A 19349-nucleotide genomic window follows, 5' to 3' on the forward strand; every position below is an offset into this window, starting at 1 on the left:
GCCTTCTTGATTCGTGATACCTCGCCTTACAGGCCCCATCATGCTCTTCTCTTCTGTTCTGTAATGACCTGCCCTGTCCAGCCCCTGTGCCAATGCCAGTCACTGGTCGGGTTCGCGCTCCGTGAGCTACCCGTCCGAACCTTGCATCCTGCAATGATGCTCACCCTGAGCCGATGACCCCTCTCTGGCGTCTTGTACCAATGGACACCGTCTGGAGGCTGCCAGCTATATGCCTACGGTGAACGGCTCGGATACACTCAAGCCGTTGATTCATCTAGTGGAACCTTGCGGAAGACAGACTGCATCCAGGGTGCGTAGCTTTCATGTGACGCACCAGATGCGCCGATTTGAAATTTTTTTATGATCGCCTACTTGAAAGCTGTCCCCCCGCCACCATAAAAGCGGTGCAATGGATAACGGCCACGCCCCCAGCGGCGGGGCCCAACACTCGGTAGGCAACCCCATTGAACGCCAGACTCACCGACAAAGAACGGGAGCTGGCGGGATTTACCATCAGGAGAACGTGAGCAATGAACATTCGTCCCTTGCACGATCGCGTCGTGGTTCGTCGCGTGGAAGAAGAACAGAAAACTGCAGGTGGCATCGTTCTGCCCGGCAGCGCCCAGGAAAAGCCGACCCGTGGCGAGATTCTCGCCGCCGGTAACGGTCGCATCCTCGAAAACGGTGAAGTTCGCCCGCTGGACGTGAAAGTCGGCGATACCGTGATCTTCAAGGATGGCTACGGCGTCGAGAAGCAGAAAATCGACGGCGAAGAGGTGCTGATCATGAGCGAGAGCGACATCCTCGCCGTGGTGGAAGGCTGAGTTTCAGCTTTTCCGGGTTCCAACGCTTCGACTTACTGATTAAAGGTAGAGATAAACATGGCTGCAAAAGACGTTCGTTTCTCCGATGATGCACGCAAGCGCATGGCGCGTGGTGTCAATGTCCTGGCCGACGCGGTCAAGACTACCCTCGGCCCGAAAGGCCGTAACGTGGTACTGGAAAAATCCTTCGGTGCTCCGACCGTCACCAAGGACGGCGTTTCCGTCGCCAAGGAAATCGAGCTGAAGGACCGCTTCGAGAACATGGGCGCCCAGATGGTCAAGGAAGTCGCTTCCAAGACGTCTGACGTGGCTGGAGACGGTACCACCACCGCCACCGTGCTGGCTCAGTCCATCGTCAACGAAGGCTTGAAAGGCGTGACCGCGGGCATGAACCCGATGGACCTGAAGCGCGGCATCGACAAGGCCGTCATCGAAGCCGTCAAGGCCGTGCGTGAGCTGTCCGTGCCGTGCACCGATACCAAGGCCATCGCCCAGGTCGGCACCATCTCCGCCAACGGCGACTCTCGCATCGGCGAGATCATCGCGGAAGCGATGGAGAAGGTCGGCAAGGAAGGCGTCATCACCGTCGATGAAGGTCGTGGCTTCGAAGACGAGCTGGAAGTGGTCGAAGGCATGCAGTTCGATCGCGGTTACCTGTCTCCGTACTTCGTCACCAACCAGGACACCATGGCGGTCGAACTCGAAGACCCGTACATCCTGCTGGTCGACAAGAAGATCTCCAACATCCGCGAACTGCTGCCTGTGCTGGAAGGCGTCGCCAAGTCCGGCAAGCCGCTGGCGATCATCGCCGAAGACATCGAAGGCGAAGCGCTGGCGACTCTGGTCGTCAACACCATGCGCGGTATCGTCAAGGTCGCTGCCGTCAAGGCACCGGGCTTCGGTGACCGTCGCAAGGCCATGCTGCAGGACATCGCTGTCCTGACCGGTGGCACCGTGATTTCCGAAGAAGTCGGTCTCAACCTCGAGCAGGCCAACCTGGATCACCTGGGCACCGCCAAGCGCGTGACCATGTCCAAGGAAAACACCACCATCATCGATGGCGCCGGCAACGAAGGCGATATCGAAGCTCGCGTTTCCCAGATCCGCGCTCAGATCGAGGAAACCTCCTCTGATTACGACCGCGAGAAGCTGCAGGAACGTGTCGCCAAGCTGGCCGGCGGCGTTGCCGTCATCCGCGTCGGTGCTGCCACCGAAGTCGAGATGAAAGAGAAGAAGGCTCGCGTCGAAGACGCCCTGCACTCCACTCGTGCAGCCGTCGAAGAAGGCGTCGTACCTGGCGGTGGTACTGCCCTGGTTCGCGTGCTGGGTCAGCTGGTCGACCTGAAAGGCGACAACGAAGATCAGACTCACGGTATCGCCATCGCACTGCGTGCCATGGAAGCGCCGCTGCGTCAGATCGTCACCAACGCCGGTGAAGAAGCCTCTGTCGTGCTCAACAACGTCAAGGCTGGCGAAGGCAACTACGGTTACAATGCCTCTACCGGTGTCTACGGTGACATGTTCGAGATGGGCGTTCTGGACCCGGCCAAGGTGACCCGTTCTGCACTGCAGTCCGCGGCCTCCATCGGCGGTCTGATGATCACCACCGAATGCATGATCGCTGAAGATCCGGAAGACAAGGCCGCTGCCGGCGGCGGCGACATGGGTGGCATGGGTGGCATGGGCGGCATGATGTAAGCCAGCCTCACCCCACGACTCACCCGTCGTGACCCGAACCGCTCCTGCGCAAGCAGGGGCGGTTTTTTCATGCCTGTCATCCGGCGAGCGCTGCGAGCTCCGCACGGTGAGCAGCGCGGCTCTCGGCACCTGACGCCTCCCGCTCACCACGCTACACTAGGCGCCACTTTTTGCCGCGACCCGAGTCATTGCGCTTGGTGATGACAGTGCATCGAGGCTGACGATGTATTGATGCTGAAATGCATACGGTCACGACCGATGACGCCAACCGCTCAGGCCGCGCGCCCCGCTTGCCCAGGACCTTCTCATGACTGATACCCCCGCCGCTTCCCCGACCACTAGCGCCCTCGACAATGTGCGTGTCGTGCTGGTGCAGACCTTCCACCCCGGCAATATCGGCGCCACCGCTCGCGCCATCCTGACCATGGGCATCAAGGACCTGGTGCTGGTCAATCCGCGCTGCTTCCCCGATGAGGAAGCGACACGCATGGCCAGCGGCGCCGCGGAGCTGCTGGAAAATGCGCGCGTGGTCGAGCGCCTGGAAGACGCCGTCAATGACTGCCAGCTGGTCATCGGGGCCAGTGCTCGCCTGCGCAGCGTTCCGCTGCCCCACTTCGATGAGCCACGCGAGATGGCGGCGCACGCCATGGATATCGCGCGCGATGGCAAGGTGGCGCTGGTATTCGGCCGCGAGCGCTTCGGGCTGACCAACGAGGAGATCGCCTGTTGCACGCATCAGGTATCGATCCCCACCAACCCGGACTACGGTATCCTCAACGTCTCACAGGCCGTCCAGGTGCTGGCGCACGAGTGCCGCAGTGCATGGCGCCTGACGCTCGACAAGCCTCAGGAGGCGCCTGTCGCGCGCCGTGAGGACGACCAGCTGCCGACCCGCGAACAGCTCGGCTACTTCCATGAGCATCTCGGTCGCGCCCTGCAGGGCTCCGGCTTCCTCAACCAGCCCCACTCCCAGACCGAAGAGCGGCTGCGCGCCCTGTTCGCGCGTGCCGAGCCGACACGTCGCGAGCTCTCCATCCTGCGTGGCATGCTCTCCAATCTTGAGCGCCAGACGGCAGCGGCGAACGCTGGCACAGACAGCGAACAGAGCGACCACGAGGCGTCCTGAGTCGTGCACGGCCGCCCCGTCATGTACCGAGACTCGGGCCGTTGCCACTTGGCTCTTGCCCACTTGGCTCTTGCCACTTCGCAACAGCCTGTCAGCGCAACGTCATCCTTCTGACATGGATCAAGGTGCACTGTAGACCTTCCGCTATGCTTGATAGGCAAGACGTCAGGCACCGCAGAACCCGTCACACAGCTTAGGTATAGCGATACCGGTATAGCGATACCGGCATAGACATACGGTACAGACCCATGCAGTAGCTGCAGCCCAGCAAGGAGTTCACGTGCGAAGGCTGCGGTGTCAGGCAAAGGCTCCTATGCGACCTTGAGACCTGCCATGCAGGTCGAGAACTGCCGCAAGAGCAGGCAGACGCCGCCACGCCAGCACATGAAAGGCCGCGTGGCGACGCCCCTCGAGACACCCACACGAAGAGCCGACCCTGATCCCATCCACGACCATGGACTCACGGAGCGCCTTTACATGACTCAGACAGCCGCACGACAGACACAGACCCCGGACGCGGAACAGCTGGCCAGCGACATCCACCAGCTGGAAGCTCGCCTGCTCAAGACCGACCCGACGCAGGAACCGACGCTTTACCGCAGCCTGTACTGCACGATCTCGCTACGTCAGATGCAACTGCTGGCCAAGGTCAGTCAGCCCGCAGCCTCGCAGGCGCATTGAACAATGCCAGATCAGGTGGTTGGCAGGTGGCGACTGCTAATGGCCAGCAACGATCAGCAATGACCAGCAGCCACCCGTAACGACCAGGCATGAAAAAACCGCCACCCCGAGGGGTGGCGGTTTTTTTCGTCCCCGCATGAGGGAGTACCTCACACAGGATACCGATTCGGAGACGCTGAGGTGACAACCAGAGGCATGTCACCTCAGCGTGGATCCGGACACACCACCTCACGAGGAGGCGGAGTGTCTCGGGATCACTCCTGACCCAGCTGCTGCTTGATCAGATCACCGATGGTAGTCGGGCCGTTGCTCTCGACTTCCTGGGTACGCGGCTTGGCAGCATCGCGACGCGGTGCTTCAACCTGGTCCTTGGACTTGACGGACAGGTTGATCAGGCGGCTCTTGCGATCCACACCGACGATCTTGGCTTCGACAGCATCGCCGACGCTCAGGACGTTGCGTGCGTCTTCGACACGGTCAGCGCTGATTTCAGAAGCCTTCAGGATAGCGATGACGTCGGTCGCCAGCTCTACCTGAACTTCCTTGGCATCGATGTCGACAACACGACCGGACACGATGGCGCCCTTGTCGTTGACGGCCAGGTACTCGGAGACCGGATCGCTCTCGAGCTGCTTGACGCCCAGAGAGATGCGCTCACGTTCCGGATCGATGGACAGGATGACCGCTTCAGCTTCTTCGCCCTTCTTGTAACGACGCACGGCTTCTTCGCCAGCTTCGTTCCAGGAAATGTCGGAGAGGTGAACCAGGCCGTCGATGCCGCCTTCCAGACCGATGAAGATACCGAAGTCAGTGATTGACTTGATGGTACCGGAGACACGGTCGCCCTTGTTGTGCTTGCCGCTGAAGTCTTCCCACGGGTTGGTGGTGCACTGCTTGATACCCAGGGAGATACGACGACGCTCTTCGTCGATGTCCAGAATCATCACTTCCACGTCATCGCCGACATTGACGACCTTGGACGGGTGGATGTTCTTGTTGGTCCAATCCATTTCGGATACGTGGACCAGACCTTCGACGCCCTCTTCCAGCTCGGCGAAGCAGCCGTAGTCGGTGAGGTTGGTGACGCGTGCGTTGATCTTGGCGCCTTCCGGGTAGCGAGCCTTGATGTTGACCCACGGATCTTCGCCCAGCTGCTTGAGACCCAGAGACACACGGTTGCGCTCGCGGTCGAACTTCAGCACCTTGACATTGATCTCGTCGCCGACAGCAACGATCTCGGACGGATGCTTGATGCGCTTCCATGCCATGTCGGTGATGTGCAGCAGGCCGTCAACGCCGCCGAGGTCGACGAAGGCGCCGTAGTCGGTCAGGTTCTTGACGATACCCTGAATCTGCTGACCTTCCTGCAGAGTGGCCAGGAGGGCTTCACGCTCAGCGCTGTTCTCGGCTTCGAGGACGGCACGACGAGACACGACAACGTTGTTGCGCTTGGCGTCGAGCTTGATGACCTTGAAGTCCAGTTCCTTGTTCTCGAGATGGGCGGTGTCGCGCACAGGGCGGACATCGACCAGAGAACCCGGCAGGAAGGCACGGATGGTGTTGATGTCGACGGTAAAGCCACCTTTGACCTTGCCGTTGATCACGCCCTTGACGATCTCGTCTTTCTCGAAGGCGGCTTCCAGCTCTTTCCACGCTTCGGCACGCTTGGCCTTCTCGCGGGACAGGCGGGTCTCACCGAAGCCATCTTCCACGGCTTCCAGTGCAACCATGACTTCGTCGCCGATGCTGATGGACAGCTGGCCACTTTCGTCACGGAACTGTTCAGACGGAATCTGACCTTCAGACTTCAGACCGGCATTGACAGTGATCCAGTCGCCATCGATATCCACGATGGTAGCGGACACGATTGCGCCCGGCTCCATGTTGATGTCCTGGAGTGACTGTTCAAATAAATCAGCAAAGCTCTCGCTCATGGTATTCCTACATGATCAACGTTTGGGGCGGCTTGCACCGCAGTCTCCGTACCACCAGCAAGCACGGGCCATATCTACATATCCCCGGGGGCGTTGACGCTGGTTCGAGATACACCGGCTTTCCGCTTGCCGCCGATGCACCCCATGACACCTTGCCGGGGGGTTGATGACACCTCGGTGTCATCTGGGTTCTGCATCATCACTCGCGAAGCGAGCGAAACCCGCTGCTGCCCGACCCGGAGGCCGTATTGCAACAGCAGGCGATCAATCCGTTGTTCTGACGATTCACAGGCTGAGACTCGAGTCTCAGCGCGCCGCTACCAGGCCGTATTCGACCAGCAGCTGCTGGATGCGTTCGATCACCTGGTCGATGTCGAGATCCGTCGTATCGAGGATCACGCCGTCGTCTGCAGGCTTGAGCGGGGCGACTGCCCGGCCCATGTCACGCGCATCGCGCGCCTGTATTTCTGTCAAAAGGCTCGAAATATTAGCATCGACACCCGCTTCCTGCAACTGGGCATGACGACGACGCGCCCGTTCCTCGGCGCTTGCCGTCAGGAAGATCTTGAGCGGCGCACCGGTGAAGACCACCGTGCCCATGTCGCGACCATCGGCCACCAGGCCCGGCGCACGCGCGAAGGCACGCTGGCGCGCCAGCAGTGCGGTGCGCACGCGCGGCTGGGCCGCGATGATGGAGGCATTGTTGCCGACCGACTCGAGACGGATGTCGCGGGTGACGTCCTCGCCTTCCAGAATTACGCTGGTGGCATCGCCTTCGGCATCGAACTGCACATCGAGGTGCTCGGCGATGGTCGCCACGGCATCCTCGTCTTCCAGCGCCACGCCATGACGCTCGGCGGCCAGCGCCGTCAGGCGATACAGCGCACCGGAATCCAGCAGATGCCAGCCCAGGCTCGCTGCCACCAGCCGGCTGATGGTGCCCTTGCCGGCCCCGCCGGGGCCATCAAGGGTCAGCACAGGCGCGTCGCAGATCTGACTGTGATGAGGTGTCGCTTCCCCGCTCATGAAGCCTCCTGGCCGGGTGCCACGGCACCGAGATTCTCGACCTGCATGCCGACTTCCGTTGCCAGCGCGACGAAGTTCGGGAAGGAGGTCGCGACATTGGCGCAGTCATCGATCAGGATCTCGCCCTGGGCGCGCAGCGCCGCCACGCTGAAGGCCATCGCGATGCGGTGATCGCCGTGGCTGTCGACCAGACCGCCACCGTAGGCGCCGCCACGGATGTCGATACCGTCCGCGACCACTTCGTGCTCGACGCCGATCTGCGCCAGGCCATCCGCCATCACCTGGATGCGATCGGATTCCTTAACGCGCAGTTCCTCGGCGCCACGCAGACGGGTCATGCCCTCGGCGTTGGCGGCGGCGATGAACAGCGCCGGGAATTCGTCGATGGCCAGCGGCACCTGGTCTTCCGGAATATCGATACCCTTGAGCGGCGCATAGCGGATGTGCAGGTCTGCCACCGGCTCGCCGCCGACTTCGCGCTCATTGGAGACGCTCAGGTCGGCACCCATCGCCTTGAGGATGTTGATCACACCGATGCGTGTCGGGTTGATGCCGACGTGTTCCAGCACCAGATCGGAGCCCGGCGTGATGGCCGCAGCGACCAGGAAGAAGGTCGCGGAGGAGATGTCGGCCGGCACGTCGATCGGGCAGGCTTCGAGGCTGCCACCACCGGTCAGCCACGCCTCGGCGCCCTGACGCTCGACCTTGTAGCCGAAGCCATTGAGCATGCGCTCGGTGTGGTCACGCGTCGGCGCCGGCTCGATGGCACGCGTCTCGCCTTCGGCGTAGAGACCGGCCAGCAACAGGCAGGACTTGACCTGGGCGGACGCCATCGGCATCTCGTAACGGATGCCCTTGAGCGGCTGGCCACCGTGGATACGCAGCGGCGGACGGCCGTTCTCGGCAGTATCGATCACCGCCCCCATCTCGCGCAGCGGGTTGGCGACGCGATCCATCGGACGCTTGGTCAGCGAGGCATCACCGGTCAGCTCGGTATCGAAGGCCTGACCGGCCAGCAGACCGGCGAACAGACGCATCGCGGTGCCGGAGTTGCCGACATACAGCGGGCCCGGCGGCTGCTTCAGGCCGTTGAGGCCCACGCCATGAATGGTCACACGACCCTGATGCGGGCCTTCGATGACCACGCCCATGTCGCGGAAGGCCTGCAGCGTGGCCAGGCTGTCTTCACCCTCGAGGAAGCCCTCGACCTCGGTCACGCCGTTCGCCAGCGCGCCCAGCATGATGGAGCGATGTGACATGGACTTGTCACCCGGCACACGAATGCGCCCCTGAACCTGCCCACCCGGCAGTGCACGGTACCGCACGTTCTGCTGTTCCATTGTCTGATAACTCGTCTGTTTCAAGAGGGTATTGAAGTAGTGTCGGGCGTGGCTTGCGCGGGTGAATATCCCCAGCATCGCCTCACCATCGCCCGCGGTCACGGCAGCACGCACCCGCGCTACCCCGGCCTCGAATTCATCCAACGCCTCCAGCACCGCATCGCGGTTGGCCAGATAGACGTCGCGCCACATCACCGGGTCACTGCCCGCGATGCGCGTAAAATCACGGAAACCGCCCGCCGCGTAACGGAAGATCTCCAGCCGCTCATCCTGACGCGCCAGGCTGTCGACCAGCGAGAACGCCAGCAGGTGCGGCAGGTGGCTGGTACGCGCCAGCACTTCATCGTGGCGCGCCACGCTCATGTTCAGAAGCTGGGCACCACATACCGACCACATGGCCGCCACACGTGCCACGGCCTCGGGGTCGCTGTCCGGCTCCGGCGTCAGAATCACCTTGTGATCGCGATAGAGCTCGGGATTGGACGCCGCGACACCGCTCTTCTCGGACCCGGCGATCGGGTGACCGAGCACCAGATTCGGCGGCATGCGACCGAAGACGCTGAGCGCCGCGTCGCGGATCGCGCCCTTGGTGCTGCCGACATCGGTGATGATGGCGTCATCCTCCAGCAACGGCGCCAGTTCGGCCATCACGCTCTGCATCGCCATCACCGGCACGCACAGCACGATCAGCGAGGCGCCCGGCACCAGCGCCGCCAGCTGCGTGCTGCCACCGTCGATCAGCCCCATGCGTTGACCGAGGCAGATCTCGTTGGAGTCACGATCACAGGCGAGAATCTCGCCGCGATGGCCCGCCGCGCGCAATGCCGCGGCCAGCGAGCCACCAATCAAGCCCAGCCCGACCAGCAGGATACGCCGCTCGCCGGCCAGGCGCTCCGCTGACGGCAGCGAGGACAGCAGGTCAGACGACGCAGCATGGCGCGTGTGGTCAACCTCGCTCACAGCACACCGACCGGGTAGGACCCGAGCACCTTGACGTCCGCCGCGCACTGACGTAGCTCTTCCAGCGTCGCCGTGATGAGCGGGTCATCGCGGTGGCCACGGAAGTCGATGAAGAAGACATAGTTCCAGGCACCGGAACGTGACGGACGCGTCTCGACGCGAGTCAGGTCGATCTGGTGGCGGTGGAACGGCGCCAGCAGGTCGTGCAGTGCCCCCGGCTGGTTGCGCATCGCCACCACGATGGAGGTCTTGTCATCGCCGGACGCCGGTACCGAACTGTCACCGATGATCAGGAAGCGCGTGGAGTTGTCGGGGCTGTCCTCGATCTTCTCCTCGACCTTCTCCAGCTCATAGAGCTTGGCCGCCATGTCACCGGCAATCGCCGCACTGTGCCACTCGGTGCGCACCTGACGCGCGGCCTCGGCATTCGAGGACACCGCGATGCGCTCGGCGTGCGGGAAGTGGGCATCCAGCCACTTGCGGCACTGGGCCAGCGACTGGGCGTGGGAATAGATGCGCGAGATCTTCTCGCGACGCGTGTTCGGGCCCACCAGCAGGTGATGGTGAATGCGTAGCACCACTTCGCCGGAGATCTTGAGCTGCGAGCCCATGAACGAATCCAGCGTGTGGTTGATGACGCCCTCGGTGGAGTTTTCCACCGGCACCACACCGTACTGCACCGCACCCGCTTCCACTTCGCGGAACACCTCGTCGATGGCGGCCATCGGCTTGGTCACGGCACTGTCACCGAAGTGCTTGAGCGCGGCCTGCTGGGTGAAGGTGCCTTCCGGGCCGAGATAGGCCAGGCGGATCGGCTGTTCCAGCGCCAGACAGGCGGACATGATCTCGCGGAACAGACGCGCCATCTCCTCGCCTTTCAGCGGGCCGGGGTTGTTGGCCATGATGCGGCGCAACACCTGGGCTTCTCGCTCCGGGCGGTAGAACTGCACCTGGCCGTCCTCGCCCACGTCACCGGCCGCCAGCTTGACCTCAGCGACCTGCTGCGCGCAGCCCGCGCGCTCGCTGATCAGGTTCAGCAGCTCGTTGTCGATGGCGTCGATGCGCTGACGCAGGTCGTCCAGCGTCACCGGCTTGCCCGTCGCCTGCGACACGGGATTCTGCTTGGAATCCGACATCTCACTCCTCCCTTAGCCGTGACGGCGCGCGAAGTCGCCCATGAAGTCCACCAATGCAGTGACGGCAGCTTCCGGCACGGCGTTGTAGAGGCTGGCACGCATGCCGCCAACACTGCGGTGACCGGCCAGATTCAAGAGACCCGCCGCTTCGGACTCGGCGAGGAAGGTCTTGTCGAGACGGTCATCGGCCAGCACGAACGGCACGTTCATGCGTGAGCGGTTCTCGGTCACGATCGGGTTGGAATAGAAGTCGCTGCCATCGATGGCGGCATAGAGCGCCTGCGCCTTGCGATCATTGATCGCGTCCATGGCAGCAAGGCCACCGACCTCGTCCTTGAGCCACTCGAACACCAGCCCGGAGAGATACCAGGCATAGGTCGGCGGGGTGTTGAACATGGAATTGGCCTCGGCGGCCGTCTTCCAGTTCAGCATGGTCGGACAGTCCTTGCGGGCGCGATCGAGCAGATCTTCGCGCACGATGACCAGCGTCAGGCCCGCCGGACCGATGTTCTTCTGGGCGCCGGCGTAGATGACACCGAAACGACTGACATCCAGCGGGCCGGACAGGATGGAAGACGACATGTCACATACCAGCGGCACGCCATCCGCTGCCACCTCGGGGATATAGTCGAACTCGAGGCCGCCGATGGTCTCGTTGGCGGTGTAGTGCAGATAGCCCACATCACCCGAGAGCTGGATCGCGTTCTGGCGCGGCACGGCGATCAGGCCATTGCTCTCGCTGGAGGCCGCCACGTGGCTGCCCACCGACAGATGCTCGGCTTCCTTGATCGCCTTCTTGCCCCAGATACCGGTGTACAGATAGTTGGCACTGCCACCCGCGCCCAGCAGGTTCAGCGGCACACCTGCAAACTGGGTCGAGGCGCCACCCTGCATGAACAACACGCGATAGTTGGACGGAATCTCGAGCAGTTCGCGCAGGTCCGCCTCGGCCTTCTCGGCGATGGCCACGAATTCGTCGGAGCGATGACTCATCTCCATGACGGACAGTCCGCGGCCCTGATAATCCAGCATCTCGGCGCGGGCGCGCTCCAGGACAGCGGTCGGCAGTGCAGCAGGACCGGCGCAGAAGTTGAACTTGCGTGTCATGTTGTCTTATTTCCCGAAAGTGAAGCGACCGCCCCGAAGGCGGTCGCAATCCAGCGTCTTATTCCGCGTCTGTCGGCGGGGTATCCGTCGACTCGGAATCATCTCCCGCCTGCACCTGTTCATCGGTGCTCAGCGCCTCTTCGTCCAGCTCATCCTGCACCACGACGACCTCTTCCGGCTCGTCGACACGCACCGTCGTCACCAGACGCTCCTCTTCCGCGGTGCGGATCAAGGTCACGCCCTGGGTGTTGCGCGAGGTGGTAGACACCTCGGCGACGCGGGTACGCACCAGGGTGCCGCGGTCGGTGATCAGCATCAGTTCGTCGTTGTCGCTGACCTGCACCGCGCTGACCAGGTCACCGTTGCGCTCGCTGGTCTGCATCGCGATCACGCCCTGGCCACCACGGCCACGCAGCGGGAACTCTTCCAGACGCGTGCGCTTGCCGAAGCCATTGGCGGACGCGGTCAGGATGTAGCACTGCGGCACCTCACCGTTGGCGACGCTGTCTTCCGTCATGCCATCGGTGGCTGCCACATCAGCGCTCTCGACGCCTTCCGCCGTCGCGTCCGCCGCCTCATCGACCTCGATCTCATTGTCATCGATCGCGGTGGTGCGCGGAATGATCAGACTGATGACCTGTGCATCGTCGAGCAGACGCATGCCGCGTACACCACGGGCGGTACGGCCCATCACGCGCACGTTCTGCTCTTCGAAGCGGATCGCCTTGCCGTTGGAGGACACCAGCATGACGTGGTCGGAACCGGACGTGATATCGGCGCCGATCAGACGGTCACCTTCCTCGATATCCAGCGCGATCAGACCGACACTGCGCGGACGCGAGAACTGGCTCAGCGCGGTGCGCTTGACCGTGCCGTTGGCCGTCGCGAAGAAGATGTAGCTGTCGGCAGCGTAGTCACGCACCGGCAGGATGGTGGTGACCCACTCGCCGTCATCCAGCGGAATCAGGTTGACCAGCGGCTTGCCGCGCGAGCCACGTGACGCCTGCGGCATCTCGTAGACCTTGAGCCAGTACACCTTGCCCTTGTTGGAGAACAGCAGCACGGTGTCGTGGGTCGAGGCGACCAGCAGGTGCTCGATGACATCCTCGTCCTTCATCGCGGTGGCGGACTTGCCGCGACCACCACGCTTCTGGGCCTGGTAGTCAGACAGCGGCTGGGTCTTGGCATAACCACTGCGCGAGACCGTCACCACCATGTCTTCCTCGTTGATGAGGTCTTCGATGGTCAGGTCACGACGGCTGGTCATGATCTCGGTGCGGCGCTCATCGGCGTACTGGGCACGCACTTCGCGCAGCTCTTCGCGGATGACTTCCATCAGGCGGTCGGCAGAGGACAGGATCTCCATCAGCTCGGCGATGCGCTCGAGGATGGAGGAGTACTCGGCCAGCAGCTTCTCGGTCTCGAGGCCGGTCAGGCGATGCAGGCGCAACTCGAGGATAGCCTGAGCCTGGGCCGGCGACAGACGATAATGCTTGGCGTCTTCGGACAGACCCAGACCTTCCGGCAGATCTTCCGGACGGCAGGAAGTGGCACCGGCGCGCTCGAGCATCTCGACCACCTGGCCCGGCTGCCATTCACGATCGATCAGCTTTTCCTTGGCTTCCGCCGCGCTCGGCGAGCCCTTGATCAGCTCGATCACCTCATCGATGTTCGAGATCGCCACTGCCAGACCTTCAAGAATGTGGCCACGCTCACGCGCCTTCTTGAGTTCGAACAGCGTACGACGGGTCACGACTTCACGACGGTGACGCACGAAGGATTCCAGAATCTGCTTGAGATTCAGGATCTTCGGCTGACCTTCGTGCAGCGCGACCATGTTGATGCCGAACACGGTCTCGAGCTGGGTCTGGGAGAAGAGGTTGTTGACGACCACTTCACCGGACTCGCCACGCTTGGTCTCGATGACCACGCGCAGACCGTCCTTGTCGGACTCGTCACGCAGCTCGGCGATGCCCTCGATCTTCTTGTCCTTGACCAGTTCGGCGATCTTCTCGATCAGACGCGCCTTGTTCACCTGGTAGGGAAGCTCGGTGATGATGATGTGATCACGGCCGTTCTTGTCGTTGTGCTCGATGGTATGCACGGCACGCACGTAGATACGACCACGACCGGTGCGGTAGGCATCGAGGATGCCGGCACGGCCGTTGATGATACCGGCGGTCGGGAAGTCCGGCCCCGGAATGAATTCCATCAGCTCATCGACGGTCAGATCGCCGTTGTCGATCAGCGCCAGACAGCCGTCGATGACCTCGCCCATGTTGTGGGGCGGGATGTTGGTGGCCATGCCCACGGCGATACCGGAGGAGCCGTTGACCAGCAGGTTCGGGGTCTTGGTCGGCAGCACGGCAGGAATGCGCTCGGTGCCGTCATAGTTGTCGACCCAATCGACGGTGTCCTTCTCGAGGTCGGCCAGCAGCTCGTGCGCCAGGCGCGCCATGCGCACCTCGGTGTAACGCATCGCCGCGGCACTGTCGCCATCGATGGAACCGAAGTTGCCCTGACCATCCACCAGCACATAACGCATGGAGAAGTGCTGGGCCATGCGGACGATGGTGTCATAGACCGCACTGTCACCGTGCGGGTGGTATTTACCGATCACATCGCCGACGACACGGGCAGATTTCTTGTAGGCCTTGTTCCAGTCATTGTTCAGCTCGTGCATCGCGAACAGTACGCGACGGTGAACCGGTTTGAGGCCATCGCGGACATCCGGCAAGGCACGCCCGATGATGACGCTCATCGCGTAATCGAGATACGACTGTTTGAGCTCGTCCTCGATGTTGACTGGCAGTATCTCTCTGGCGATCTCACCCATGATTCGTCAAATCCTTGAACTCAACTGTTGGCGCCACTGCAGCAACGACGCATGCTCCGTCGTTACTGCAGCGCGGCAGTGGCGTGAAGCAGACACGGGGTGCCAGCTCCGCGGCACCGAAGTGGCGGCATTATATCACTTGCGAGCGCGCCTAGCAGCTCACACGACGCCGCAAGGACACCTCAGTACGGTAGTACGGCCGTCAATGTGCGCAGCCTGCTGACTCATGCCTCGCCGCTGAGGACGATCAGGCCGTTTCTTCACTGACCAACGCGCCCAGCAGCGCGCCGATCTCGCCGTCCAGCGGCATGGCGCGACCGGTGTCGGTATTCATCAGCACGAAGGTGAAGTCCGCCCTGGAGACCAGCGCTCCGGAGCGCGGATGCACCTCGCCCATGCGCCGCTCACCCAGATGGATCTCCTGGCGCATGATCATCTTGCGGCGCCCGAGCTCTGACAGCCGCGTGGTGATGACCAGCTCATCATGGACGGTGGCGGGATAGTGCCAATCCAGGTTGAGGTTGACCGCCACCATCGCGATGCCTTCGCGCTTGAGCGCGGCCAGGTCGAGATGCGCGAGCATGAACTCCCAGCGCCCTTCCTCATAGAACTCCAGATAGCGGGCATTGTTGACGTGCCCATAGCCATCCAGATGGTAGCCACGCACCGTCAGGGTCGTGCGACTGACGACGTCTGTGTGACTGCCGACGTCTGTATGACTGGCGTCCGCTGCCTGCGGTGGATTGCTGTCGTGTTGCATCCCTGTCTCCCGTCCGTGAAACGATCGCGTCGTGTGGCCATCGTCAGCTGATCTTATGCCGGTGACTGACAGAAAAACAAACGCTTGGCTGAATGGTGACGCCTGCCCTGCTCGCCATCACGGTAAGACGGCTACTCGCCGGGCGGACCCTGCGGCGGTCTCTCGCCGCCCTCCTCGTCGAGGAAGTGCCCCTTCTCACCCATGAAGCAGCCGAAGATCTGGTTAACCCCCGGTGCGGAGGCGTGATAGTGATAGCCACGCACCGGATCCGTCTCGCCGCCACACTCATCCAGGTCAGCGGGAACATTGCCATCCTTGTCCTCTCTGGCATAGATGGCATAGCCATCCAGCGCATAGCCGATCATCGGCGAATGGCCATCCTCCTGAATGCCGATCTCGGAGCAGCCGGTGGCGGTGTGATAGTGATAGCCCTCATGCGGGTTGGCATGCGCGCCACAATCGTCGAGCACCCCCAGGGTGTGAGAGCTCAGGATCAGCTCCAGCGGCGCCGGCGGGCCGAACATCACGCCATTGAGCGCCACGCCGGTATTGGAGTGGCCGGCAAGCGAGGTCGGCTCGGCGGCCGGTACCGGCACCTTGGGGATCACGACAGTCTTCTCGATGCCGCCGCCCAGTTCCTCAAGCGGACACTCGAGACAGAAATTGTCGAAGCCGTCGATGGGGTTCGGGTTCCCCGCCACCTCACAACCACGCGCGCCATCGATCACGGTGATCTCGCCCGTGTTGACGTCGTACATCTGCCACTCCTTGTCCTTGTAGAGAGTGGCCAGATTCTTGATGAATTCGCCGTCCACCTGATAGAGGGTGCCCTCGCCATCCATCCAGGTGCCGCCTTCCTCCTCACCGGAGTGGATATTGGGCGGGCAGAAAGGCCCCACCGGCGAAGTTTCCGGGTCCGCGGGCGCACCGGCCACACGGAACTGATAGCAGGTCGTCTGGGTGCCGCCGCTCAGGGTGCAATCGACGGTCTCGACCTCGCCGACGATCGCGCCCTCGGCAAACATCTCAGGATCCAGCCCGACCGCCGCCGGGGCAGGTTCGCCGTCCGTGACTTCCTCTGCAACGACTGTCTCTTTCGTGACCGTTGCACTGGTCTCGGCTGCACTGGCAGCCTTGTCGTTGGCGTCATGCTCCTCGCTGCAGCCGAACAGCAGCAGGGTCAGCGCCGCCAGCGTCAGTGGTCGTGCCCGTTTCAGCGCGCTCGCGCCCGATGCTCTGCTCTTCACGAAAGCCTCCACTACCGTCTCCTCAGCAGTCCCCACAGCGGTCTCTACAACAACGTCATCGATCACTCTGCCACCCTCCGCGTCTCAAGTCTGATGGTCGATGCCTACAGGTCGATGCCTGCTGATCGATATCTACTGGTCTTTGCCTGGTGAGCGATACCGCAAACCGCCAGACCGCGCACCGCCAGGTCGACTCAAGACTAGCGCCACAGCGTGCACACAGTATGTCCTTGCGCTCGCGCGCGATGGTCGGCAACCGCAGTGTGACGCAGGGTCACGTCCACGGCGGATGACCCGCCGCATGAGTTTCGCCATAATATGCGCCATTCAGACGGGCAGCCCCCGTTCACCGGACTCAAGGACTGGTCGCATGTGGTTCAAGAACCTGCAACTGTATCGCCTGCACGATAGCGCACCGCTGGAAGAGGGTCGTCTCGCCGATGCCCTGCCGGAGCATGTCTTCCGCCCTGTCACCGGCGTCGAAGCCAAGCGTATCGGCTGGGTGGCACCGGGCGGCCGCAACAGCGATCTGCTGGTGCACGAGATTCAGGGTCATTTCCTGATCAGCGCCCTGCGCCAGGAGCGCGTACTGCCCTCCGCCGTGGTCAAGGAAGAGCTCGAGGAGCGCGTGGCCGAGCGCGAGACCGCCGAAGGTCGTCCGCTGCGTCGCCGCGAGAAGCTGACCCTCAAGGAGCAGATCTACGAGGAGCTGCTGCCGCGCGCCTTCACGCGCTCCTCGCGCACCGACCTGTGGTGGGACAGCCGTCGCGGCCTGATCGCCGTCAACGCCTCGAATGCCAAGCGCGCCGAGGAAGTGCTGGACCTGCTGCGCCAGACTCTGGGCACGCTCAAGGTCACCCCGCTGGCCGTCGCGCAGCCGCCATCCCAGGTGATGACCACCTGGCTCAAGGATGTCAGCTCGCGCCCGGAAGACCTGATCGTCGGTGATCAGGTCGAACTCAAGGCGCCGGGCGGCGAAGATGGCGTACTGCGTGCGCGCCAGTTCGATCTCGACGGCGAGGAAATCCAGACGGCGCTGAATTTGGGCCGCGTGGTCAGCAAGCTGGCACTGGAAGTCGATGGCCGCGTCGCGCTGGTGCTCGGTGAGGACATGGCGCTCAAGAGCCTCAAGTTCGCCGATGCCGTGGTCGATGAAGCCAACGCCCAGGATGATGGCGAAGACCCCATCCTGCGTCTTGAGACCGACTTCGCGTTGATGGCCCAGGTGTTGTCCGGCGTGATCGAGCAGATGACCGCCTGGCTGGGTGGTGAAGCCCAGCCCGCCAGCTGAGCCTTGGGCCCGCTGCCGACCTTCTCTTTTTTTTCAGAATGACAAACCCGGATGACGTGCGTCGATGACTGACACTGCAACACCCAAGCCTGCCACGACCAGCGAACAGGACCCGTTCGCCGATATTCGCCCCTACCATGACGACGAGGTAGCGGAGGTGCTGGTACGCCTGGAGCAGGACCGCGAGCTGCTCGACACCCTGACGCGTTTCCGCCTGCCGGGCCTGACCCAGCGCTTCCCGTGGCTGGCACGCCAGATCGCGCGCCTGGCCATCAAGCGCGAGATGATTGGCGTCAAGGATGTTGCCAGTTTCCAGAGCCGCATTGCCGTCTACATGGCGCGCATGATCCACACCACCACCACCAGCTTCGAGACGGTGGGACTGGAGCGTCTGTCCCCGGACACGCCGTATCTGTTCCTGTCCAACCATCGCGACATCTCGCTGGACCCGGCCTTCGTCAACTACGCTCTCTATCGTCACGGGCGTGACACGGTGCGCATCGCCATCGGTGACAACCTGCTGCAGAAACCCTTCGTCACCGACCTGATGCGCCTCAACAAGAGCTTCATCGTGCCGCGCTCCGCCAAGGGCAAGCGCGCGATGCTGGCCGCCTACCAGTCACTATCGGGCTATATCCGCCACTCGCTGACCCACGACCAGCACTCCATCTGGCTGGCCCAGCGTGAAGGGCGCGCCAAGGACGGCCGTGACGGCACCGAAAGCGCCATCATCAAGATGCTGACCATGGCGGCACGCACCGCCGACAAGACGCGTCCGTTCAGCGAGGCGGTCAGCGAGCTCAACATCGTGCCGGTGTCGATCAGTTACGAGTTCGACCCCTGCGACCTGCAGAAGGCGCGTGAGCTGGCGGCCGTCGCCAATGAAGGCCGTTACGAGAAGGTTCAGTACGAGGACATCAAGTCCATCGCGGCGGGCATCAGCGGCCACAAGGGGCGCGTCAAGCTGGTGTTCGGCGAGCCGCTCAAGGGCGACTTCGAGACCCCGGAAGACGTGGTGAAGGAAGTCGACCGTCAGGTGCTGGCCTACTACACCCTCTACCCGAGCCATCAGCTGGCACTCGAGAAGCTGGCCGCCAGCCGCCCGCAGCTGCGAGAGGAGCCGCGCCTGGCCTCGGCGCTGGATGTCTCGGCCATCAGCGGTGCCGAGCGCGCCACCTTCGAGAATCGCCTCGCGGAGGTGCCCGCAGAGCTCAAGGACTGGTGGCTGGTGCAATACGCCAACCCGATCCTCAATCGCGAAGGGCTCTCCATCGATCTCGATGAGAAGCTCGATGCCGCCGAGGCGACGGACGGCGAGAAGGTCGCACAGTAAGACGGCGCAAGACACTTCGCCCCCGCACTTGGCACGACCAAAGCCACGAA

The 19349-nt window shown here is 62.8% G+C and carries 14 protein-coding genes; 6 read left to right on the forward strand and 8 right to left on the reverse strand.

What is annotated here, in order from left to right; genetic code table 11:
- The first annotated feature begins 530 nt into the window (after positions 1-530).
- The 4 genes from F8A90_RS13490 (at position 531) to F8A90_RS13505 (ending at position 4329) form a co-directional block, all read left to right on the forward strand.
- Entirely contained in the window at positions 531-824 is a 294-nt protein-coding gene (locus tag F8A90_RS13490) for a co-chaperone GroES (RefSeq protein ID WP_043331438.1), read from the forward strand.
- Positions 825-881: 57 nt separating this feature from the next.
- Positions 882-2522: a chaperonin GroEL gene (gene groL / locus F8A90_RS13495; RefSeq protein WP_200017458.1), complete on the forward strand. Its 1641-nt coding sequence runs from the start codon at positions 882-884 to the stop codon at positions 2520-2522.
- A 307-nt stretch (positions 2523-2829) separates the two neighbouring features.
- Entirely contained in the window at positions 2830-3648 is an 819-nt protein-coding gene (locus tag F8A90_RS13500; RefSeq protein ID WP_166018881.1) for an RNA methyltransferase, read from the forward strand.
- Positions 3649-4125: 477 nt separating this feature from the next.
- Positions 4126-4329, forward strand: a complete 204-nt coding sequence (locus F8A90_RS13505) for a hypothetical protein (protein ID WP_043331440.1) — start codon at positions 4126-4128, stop codon at positions 4327-4329.
- Positions 4330-4583: 254 nt separating this feature from the next.
- On the opposite strand, the gene rpsA is transcribed toward F8A90_RS13505, so the two are convergent.
- The 8 genes from rpsA to F8A90_RS13545 all read right to left on the reverse strand — a co-directional run bounded on the left by rpsA (position 4584) and on the right by F8A90_RS13545 (position 16675).
- Positions 4584-6263 carry a 30S ribosomal protein S1 gene (gene rpsA, locus F8A90_RS13510; RefSeq protein WP_043331442.1) on the reverse strand — a complete coding sequence of 560 codons (1680 nt, stop codon included), beginning with the start codon at positions 6261-6263 and terminating at the stop codon, positions 4584-4586.
- Positions 6264-6569: 306 nt separating this feature from the next.
- Positions 6570-7289, reverse strand: coding sequence for a (d)CMP kinase (gene cmk, locus F8A90_RS13515; RefSeq protein WP_043331443.1), 720 nt, complete (start codon positions 7287-7289; stop codon positions 6570-6572).
- On the reverse strand, positions 7286-9517 hold the full coding sequence (locus F8A90_RS13520; RefSeq protein WP_200020041.1) for a bifunctional prephenate dehydrogenase/3-phosphoshikimate 1-carboxyvinyltransferase: 2232 nt from the start codon (positions 9515-9517) through the stop codon (positions 7286-7288). Before F8A90_RS13520 ends, cmk begins: the two co-directional genes overlap by 4 nt.
- Positions 9518-9585: 68 nt before the next feature.
- Positions 9586-10725 carry a prephenate dehydratase gene (gene pheA, locus F8A90_RS13525; protein WP_200017459.1) on the reverse strand — a complete coding sequence of 380 codons (1140 nt, stop codon included), beginning with the start codon at positions 10723-10725 and terminating at the stop codon, positions 9586-9588.
- Between the two features lie 12 nt (positions 10726-10737).
- Positions 10738-11832, reverse strand: a complete 1095-nt coding sequence (gene serC, locus F8A90_RS13530; protein WP_200017460.1) for a 3-phosphoserine/phosphohydroxythreonine transaminase — start codon at positions 11830-11832, stop codon at positions 10738-10740.
- Between the two features lie 58 nt (positions 11833-11890).
- Positions 11891-14668 carry a DNA gyrase subunit A gene (gene gyrA / locus F8A90_RS13535; protein ID WP_200017461.1) on the reverse strand — a complete coding sequence of 926 codons (2778 nt, stop codon included), beginning with the start codon at positions 14666-14668 and terminating at the stop codon, positions 11891-11893.
- A 247-nt stretch (positions 14669-14915) separates the two neighbouring features.
- Entirely contained in the window at positions 14916-15428 is a 513-nt protein-coding gene (locus F8A90_RS13540; RefSeq protein WP_166018886.1) for an acyl-CoA thioesterase, read from the reverse strand.
- Positions 15429-15559: 131 nt separating this feature from the next.
- Positions 15560-16675, reverse strand: a complete 1116-nt coding sequence (locus tag F8A90_RS13545) for a YHYH protein (RefSeq protein WP_200017462.1) — start codon at positions 16673-16675, stop codon at positions 15560-15562.
- 370 nt (positions 16676-17045) lie between these two features.
- Here F8A90_RS13545 and F8A90_RS13550 point away from each other — a divergent pair, with 370 nt between their 5' ends.
- The gene (locus F8A90_RS13550) at positions 17046-17966 is read left to right on the forward strand and encodes a recombination-associated protein RdgC (protein WP_043331446.1); all 921 of its coding nucleotides are present in this window, start codon (positions 17046-17048) and stop codon (positions 17964-17966) included.
- A 64-nt stretch (positions 17967-18030) separates the two neighbouring features.
- Entirely contained in the window at positions 18031-19299 is a 1269-nt protein-coding gene (locus F8A90_RS13555) for a 1-acyl-sn-glycerol-3-phosphate acyltransferase (RefSeq protein ID WP_052384259.1), read from the forward strand.
- Positions 19300-19349 lie beyond the last annotated feature (50 nt).

This window comes from Cobetia sp. cqz5-12 (assembly GCF_016495405.1).
In the GTDB taxonomy this organism is placed as follows: Bacteria; Pseudomonadota; Gammaproteobacteria; order Pseudomonadales; family Halomonadaceae; genus Cobetia.